The organism is Aeromonas sobria (assembly GCF_050266975.1).
Lineage (GTDB): Bacteria > Pseudomonadota > Gammaproteobacteria > Enterobacterales > Aeromonadaceae > Aeromonas > Aeromonas sobria_B.
Window position 1 is genome coordinate 1 of record NZ_JBKISU010000062.1, and the last position, 6,939, is coordinate 6,939.

Consider the following 6,939-nt stretch of genomic DNA (forward strand, 5'->3'; position numbering starts at 1 on the left):
CACCGTCATGACCGTTGAGATAGTGAAGAACGACCTGACGTTTGAAGTCGGTCGAGTATTTTTGCTTTCCCATAGAAACGAAGAACCCCTACTCGTTGGGTGTCCAACTTTCGGGGTTCACTTCACTTGGAGTGGCTTTTTGCTGTCTGGCATTCGGTGAATGGGGGCAGACAGAGAGGGCGATCAGGGATCGCCCTCTCCGTTTGCCCGTCGCCCCCCGTCGTTACCAGATGGGCTGGGTCAGATAAGGGTTGCTCGCCTTCTCGCGTCCCAGGGTGGAGCTGGGGCCGTGGCCCGGGATGAAGACGATGTCGTCTCCGAGCGGCAGCAGGGTCTCGGTGATCGACTTGATCAGGGTGGCATGGTCGCCGCGAGGAAAATCGGTGCGGCCTATGCTGCCGGCGAACAACACGTCCCCCACCCAGGCGAGTCCGGCCTCATGGCTGACCAGCACCACATGCCCCGGGGTGTGGCCCGGGCAGAAATAGACATCCAGCTCGCACTGGCCCAGCTGCACCTTGTCACCCTGGGCAAGCCAGCCATCCGGGGCGAAGGCGGGGGTGTGGGGGAAGCCGAACATCTGGCTCTGCTGGGGCAGCATGTCGAGCCAGAAGGCGTCCTCCTTATGGGGGCCCGTGATGGGGACACCGGTTCGTTCCCGCAGCTCGGCCGCGGCCCCCACGTGATCCAGATGGCCGTGGGTCAGCAGGATATGGGTCAGGGTCAGCCTCCGCTCGGCGATGGCGGCCAGCAGCCTGTCCGCCTCGCCACCGGGGTCGATCAGCGCCGCCTGGCGGGTCTCGTCACACCAGATGAGGGAGCAGTTCTGGGCGAAAGGGGTGACCGGGATCACCTCGAATTTCAACATAGGGAGTCCTCTTGATTGACGGGGCCGCTCAGCCGGCCTGCTGCGCCGTGTGTTGCTCGGCGAAGTAGTCGAGACAGGCTTGCTTGTCGCCCCGAAACACGATGCGCTCGCGCTTGTTGCCCAGCTGATAGAGATACATGGGATCGTAGTAGCGGGTCAGCAGCAGGCGGATCCAGGCCAGATGCAGCTCGGTCGAACCGTTTAGAGCCTGCTCCTTGAGCGCGGCCTGCATCAGGGCATCCAGCTCGCGGTGGGCTTGATCCCCGAGGCGGCGCTTGAGCCGGGCCAGGGCGTCGGTGAGGTAGGCGGCAAACAGCGGCCAGCCCGCCTCGCTGCCGAACATGGCCTGATAGCGCAGCCAGAGATCATGCACATAGTCTGCGCGGATCTGCTCGGCACGGTCGTGCTGGGACACCTCCACCACCACCAGGGGGGCCTGGCCCATGGTCTCGTAGAGGGAGAGGGGCAGGCAGCAGCGACCGATGAGGCGACTCTCGTCCTCCACCACGAAGGCCTGTTCGCCCCGGTGGCGGCGTTTTAGCAGCTCGATGGCCAGGCTGTTTTCGAAGTTGATGTTGCTGGGCTGGCCGCCGGGCAGCTGGCCGAACGACGAGCCCCTGTGGTGGGCATGCCCTTCCAGATCCACCGCTTGGGCAATGTGGCCCAGCATATGGGTCTTGCCGGAGCCGGTCATGCCGGTCAGCACGCTCCAGCGGCACTGGGCGCTGGCCTGGTCCTGGGTGTCGATGAGAAAGCGGCGCAGCTCCTTGTAGCCGCCGGCCACCCGGGGTCGGGTGACCCCGGCCTCATGGAGCCACTGCTGCACGGTTTGCGAGCGCAGGCCGCCGCGAAAGCAGTAGAGCAGGGCATCGGGCTGCTGGCGCAACTGCGCCAGCCAGCCTTCGAGCCGGGCGGCGCGCACGGCGCCCCCCACCAGTTGGTGGCCGAGCTCAATGGCCGCCGCCTGGCCCCGCTGCTTGTAGCAGGTACCCACCCGGGCACGTTCTTCATCCGTCATCAGCGGCAGGCTGGTGGCGGTGGGAAAGGCCCCTTCCTTGAATTCGATGGGTGCTCGCAGATCGATGAGGGGCACATCTTCGAGGAAGATGCTGGCAAGATCCGTGGCGAGCGGCAAGTCACTCATTGGACGACCTCGATGAAACGGTTGCCCTCGAGGGGCAGGAGCTCGCCGATGGGGGAGAGCGAGAGCCCGGCGTCGCGGGCGATGGCAAGCAGCTCGGCTTCGCTCTCCTTGCCGACGGCCACCAGCAGGCCGCCGCTGGTCTGGGGGTCGCACAGTATGTTGCGGGTGCGGTCATCCATGGCATCGAGCTGCTGACCGGTCAGTTTGGCGCCGTAGGAGTCGAAGTTGCGCAGGGTGCCGCCCGGCACGCAGCCCTCTGACAGGTAGTGATCCACCTCGTCCAGCAGCGGCAGCGCCTGGAAGTCGAGGCGGGCACGCACCTTGGAGCCTTCGCACATCTCCAGCAGGTGGCCGGCGAGGCCAAAACCGGTCACGTCCGTCATGGCGTGCACACCGGGCAGGGCCGCAAACTGCTGGCCAATCTTGTTGAGGGTGCACATGGCGTCGGGGGCCAGCTGCTCGTGCTCGGGCTTGAGCTTGCCCTTCTTCTGGGCCGTGGTGAGGATGCCGATGCCCAGGGGCTTGGTGAGATAGAGCAGGTCACCCACCTTGGCTGTGTCATTCTGCTTGATGGCACCCAGCGGCACTATGCCGGTCACCGCCAGGCCGAAGATGGGCTCGGGGGCATCGATGCTGTGGCCACCGGCCAGCGAGATGCCCGCCTCGTGACACACCTGACGACCGCCATCGATCACCTGCTGGGCCACTTCGGCGGGCAGGGTATTGATGGGCCAGCCGAGGATGGCGATGGCGACGATGGGCTTGCCGCCCATGGCGTAGATGTCACTGATGGCGTTGGTGGCGGCGATGCGGCCGAAGGTAAACGGGTCGTCGACGATGGGCATGAAGAAGTCGGTGGTGGAGACGATGCCCTGACCGTTGCCGATGTCCACCACGGCGGCGTCATCCTTGCTGCTGTTGCCGACCACCAGGGTCGGGTCGTCAAAGCCGGGGATCTGGCTCTTCAAAATGGTGTCGAGCACCTTGGGGGAGATTTTGCAGCCGCAGCCCGCGCCGTGGCTGTACTGGGTCAGACGAATGGAAGACATGATTACCCCTTGCTTGTGCAAACAGTGCAGCGGCTCTGTGGAGCCAGCTTGGTCAATGGCGGCGATCTGTCGCCTGGACAGGCAGACAAGATACCGCAAAAACGGGTGGCCTCACCCGCCAACGCAGGCAGGGATGTCAGGCAGTCATGGGAGGGCTGCCAAGCAGGACGGGGAGGGCGAGCTGCGCTGCCGCGAGCCCCGTCAAGGGCCACAGGACGGGGCATTATGCCACAAAGGTGATAGGGGGTTCGAACAGGAATTCACACCCATGGCAGGGAACTGACCGACCCGGGGGAGGCCCTGTGCCCTTGTGTGGCACCGCCAGCCATGGGCCATGGCCCGCCGGAGGCGCAAGCGGCAGGGGCTCGGCGAGGGAGTGATCGGCGAAGCGCCAGGTCCCTTATGCCCCCATGCTCAGTCAAGATCGGGGGGCGGTGCGGGGATCTAGACTAGGGATATCGCCCATCTGATCACAAGGAGCCCACCCGATGAAACTCTATGCCCATCCCTTTTCGTCCTACAGCCAGAAGGTGCTGATCGCCCTCTATCAGAATGAGATCTCGTTCGACTACCTCAACCTGGAGGCGGCGGCGGTGAAGGCGGAGCTGGCCAGCCTCTGGCCCCTCAAACGCTTCCCCGTGCTGGTGGAGCAGGGGCGAGTCCTGTTTGAGAGCAGCACCATCATCGAATATCTCCAATGTGCCCATCCCGGCCCCCGTTGTCTGGTGCCTGCGGGGGAGGCGGGGATCGAGGTTCACATGCTCGATCGCCTGTTCGACAACTATGTGATGACGCCCATGCAGAAGGTGGTCCACGACAGGATGCGCCCGGCGGGGGCGCACGACAGCTACGGGGTCGCCCAGGCCCGGGAGCTGCTGGACAAGATCTATCCCTGGCTGGACCAGCGTCTCGCCGGACGCACCTGGGGGGCGGGAGAGGCGTTCACCCTGGCCGATTGCGCCGCCGCCCCCGCGCTCTTCTATGCCGACTGGGTGCACGAGATCCCGTCCGCCCTCACGGGGCTGCGGGCCTATCGCGCCCGTCTGCTGGCGCATCCCGCCGTCGTGCGGGTGGTGGATGAGGCGCGCCCCTACCGCCACTACTTCCCCCTGGGGGCGCCGGCCCGTGATTGAGGGCGCAGCCGGGAGAGCTAGGGGGAAGAGGGTCAGGCCGCGCACCATAAGTAACAGGCCCGCAAAGCGGGCCTGGGTGATCAGCATGGCAGAGCCCGATCAGCGGGCGCGCACCACCAGCCCCTTCAAGTAGAAGCCTTCCGGATAGGCGGTGCCGATGGGGTGATCGGAGGCCTGGGACAAGAGCTCCAGGATCTGGGCATCGCGGCCGGCGTCCAGCGCCGCATCGGCCACTATCTTCTGGAACAGGCTCTGCTCCATCAGGCCGGAGCAGGAGTAGGTGAGCAGCACGCCACCCGGCGCCAGCAGCTGGAACGCCAGCATGTTGATGTCCTTGTAGCCGCGGCAGGCCCCCAGCAGCTGGGCCTTGCTCTCGGCAAACTTGGGCGGATCCAGCACGATGACATCGAACTTCTCGCCCTTCTCCCGGTATTCCCGCAGCAGCTTGAACACGTCGTGGCGCACGAACTGGGTGGTGCTGGTATCCAGACCATTGAGCTCGGCGTTCTGGCGGGCGATGTCCAGGGCATTCTGGGAGAGATCGACGTTGACCACCTCACGGGCGCCGCCCTTGAGGGCATAGACGCCAAAGCCGCCGGTGTAGCAGAAGCAGTTGAGCACCCGCTTGCCTTCTGTGTACTTGGCGGCGGCCTGGCGGTTGTCCCGCTGATCCAGATAGAAGCCAGTCTTGTGGCCGTTGCGGATGTCCACCAGGATCTTGACGCCGCCGTTCTCCTCGATCACCACAGGCTCGCTTGGGGTCTCGCCATGGATGACGCCGGTGCGCTCTTTGAGCCCCTCCTTCTTGCGCACCGCCACGTCGGAGCGCTCATAGATGCTGCACTCGGGGTAGAGGGTGCGCAGGGCCTGGGTGATGAGGTCGCGCTGGAACTCGGCGCCGGCAGACAGAATTTGGCACACCAGGAAGTTGGCGTAACGGTCTATGGTCAGGCCCGGCAGGCCGTCGGACTCGGCGGCGCACAGGCGATAGCCGGTGAGACCCTGACGCTTGATCAGGGGATCCCGTGACTCCTGGGCATACTTGAGGCGGCGGATAAAGAAGTCGAGATCGATGGTCTCGTCCTTGTCGAAGGTCCAGACCCGGGCACGGATCTGGGAGCTGCCGGACCAGGCGCCGCGGGCGAGCCACTTGCCATCGTTTGAGTAGATCTCGACGGTATCGCCATCGATGGGGTGGCCCTGCACCTTGTCGATCCCCTTGGAGAAGATCCAGGGGTGACGGCGCAGCAGGGATTTTTCGCGGCCTTTGACGAGATAGATGGAAGCGCTCATGGGAGTTGCCAGATGGTCGAAAGAAAAGGGGCCACATTCTATGTGCAACGGCCTTGCTAAGCCAGAGTTTGCTTGCAGGGTTAACGATCGGGTGTTGCAGGTGGTCAATAGCCAAGAGCATGCGTGAGGAATCTTTCAAGGCGCCAGCAAGGGTGGTAATGCCAGTCATGAGTCCCTTTCATCTCGCCTCAGAGTGTCATGTGCTTGGGAGCGCTGGCTTTTTTAACATTTTTCATCTTGTCAGTCAGTTTTTCATAAAGATTCATATGGTGATGTCGATAGTAATTGAAGACCAAATTGAATCTTATCTTCTACGGTGGGCATATCATGTCACTCTCTGTTCGTACCAATGTTTCTGCGATGACGGCACAGCGCAATCTCAATGGTGTATCGGGTACTTTTGACTCTGTATTCAAGCGTTTATCCTCGGGTCTGCGTATCAACAGTGCAGCGGATGATGCGGCGGGACTTCAGATCAGCAATCGTCTGACAAGCGAAATCAATGGCACCAATGGGGCTATTCGCAATGTCAACGATGCCATCTCCGTCATCAATGTGGCCGATGGGGCGATGGATGAATCGATGAATCTCATGCAGCGTATGCGGACACTTGCTCTGCAAGCTGGCAGTGGCATCAACTCGGCGGATGACCGCGCCGCACTCAATGCTGAATTTCAGCAGATGCGCCTGGAAATGGATCGCATCGCGACCAAAACGACCTTTGCCGGACAGAGTCTATTGGCCGGGACATATAAAGGGATATTTTCCATCGGGGCTTATGCTGGCCAAAACATGGTCATCACGGATATGAATGCGCAGACCAAAAATCTGGGCGAAGTGGTCTGGCAGTCCCGCAGCCCAGTCAGCAGCAAACCCGGCGCTCACAGCATTGATGGTTTACAACTTGGGGCACAACCTATCACGCTCAATGGCGTGACGTTTGACAAGAACTATTCAACGCAGGAAGCCTTTGTCTCCGACATCAATAGCACCAGCTTTCCCAATAATCAGGGCCCGGTAGAGGCTGTGCAGCATCCATTTTCGGTAAGGTCGTCAATCGATCTGTCCACTCTTCCTTCCTATATCGATATCGAAGGACAGACAGTGGATTTGACAACTGGCATCGATATGACGGGCTGGGATCCTGTGAACCCGACGTCGGAGAACAGTTGGTTGATGGCGGAGGTCGTCCATCGGATCAACATGGCGGCACAATCTGCCGGTCTTGGTTTCTCCGTCAGTGGTTCATATAACAACAATCCTGCCAACAATCAGCTCACCATCAATAGCTCTCAGGGAAAGAGTCTTACCCTGGCAAATGGCACTATGTAGTGGTCTAATCATCCCGGACACCATTTTAGGTGGTACAGTCGCCACCCAGACCTGAGGTGTTCAATGACCAGATTACGTCGCTCATTTACTGCTGAATTCAAACTGGAAGCCGCATCCTTG

Annotated in this window: 6 protein-coding genes; 2 read left to right on the forward strand and 4 right to left on the reverse strand. The window is 61.9% G+C overall.

Going from position 1 to position 6,939, the window contains the following annotated elements; genetic code table 11:
• Positions 1 to 223: 223 nt before the first annotated feature.
• Genes ACLHZ1_RS20260 through selD form a run of 3 tightly spaced genes read right to left on the reverse strand, consistent with a single transcriptional unit; the run spans position 224 to position 3,064 of the window.
• A complete protein-coding gene (locus ACLHZ1_RS20260) occupies positions 224 to 868 on the reverse strand; it encodes an MBL fold metallo-hydrolase (RefSeq protein ID WP_427263496.1) in 645 nt (214 codons plus the stop codon).
• A 28-nt stretch (positions 869 to 896) separates the two neighbouring features.
• Complete coding sequence (gene mnmH, locus ACLHZ1_RS20265; protein ID WP_427263497.1) at positions 897 to 2,012, reverse strand: tRNA 2-selenouridine(34) synthase MnmH; 1,116 nt, start codon at positions 2,010 to 2,012, stop codon at positions 897 to 899.
• On the reverse strand, positions 2,009 to 3,064 hold the full coding sequence (gene selD / locus ACLHZ1_RS20270) for a selenide, water dikinase SelD (protein ID WP_427263501.1): 1,056 nt from the start codon (positions 3,062 to 3,064) through the stop codon (positions 2,009 to 2,011). Before selD ends, mnmH begins: the two co-directional genes overlap by 4 nt.
• Positions 3,065 to 3,549: 485 nt before the next feature.
• On the opposite strand from selD, the gene ACLHZ1_RS20275 reads away from it, so the two are divergent.
• Entirely contained in the window at positions 3,550 to 4,194 is a 645-nt protein-coding gene (locus ACLHZ1_RS20275) for a glutathione S-transferase family protein (RefSeq protein WP_427263498.1), read from the forward strand.
• A gap of 99 nt (positions 4,195 to 4,293) precedes the next feature.
• On the opposite strand, the gene ACLHZ1_RS20280 is transcribed toward ACLHZ1_RS20275, so the two are convergent.
• The gene (locus ACLHZ1_RS20280) at positions 4,294 to 5,487 is read right to left on the reverse strand and encodes a class I SAM-dependent methyltransferase (RefSeq protein WP_427263499.1); all 1,194 of its coding nucleotides are present in this window, start codon (positions 5,485 to 5,487) and stop codon (positions 4,294 to 4,296) included.
• A gap of 285 nt (positions 5,488 to 5,772) precedes the next feature.
• On the opposite strand from ACLHZ1_RS20280, the gene ACLHZ1_RS20285 reads away from it, so the two are divergent.
• Positions 5,773 to 6,819, forward strand: a complete 1,047-nt coding sequence (locus ACLHZ1_RS20285) for a flagellin (protein ID WP_427263500.1) — start codon at positions 5,773 to 5,775, stop codon at positions 6,817 to 6,819.
• Positions 6,820 to 6,939 lie beyond the last annotated feature (120 nt).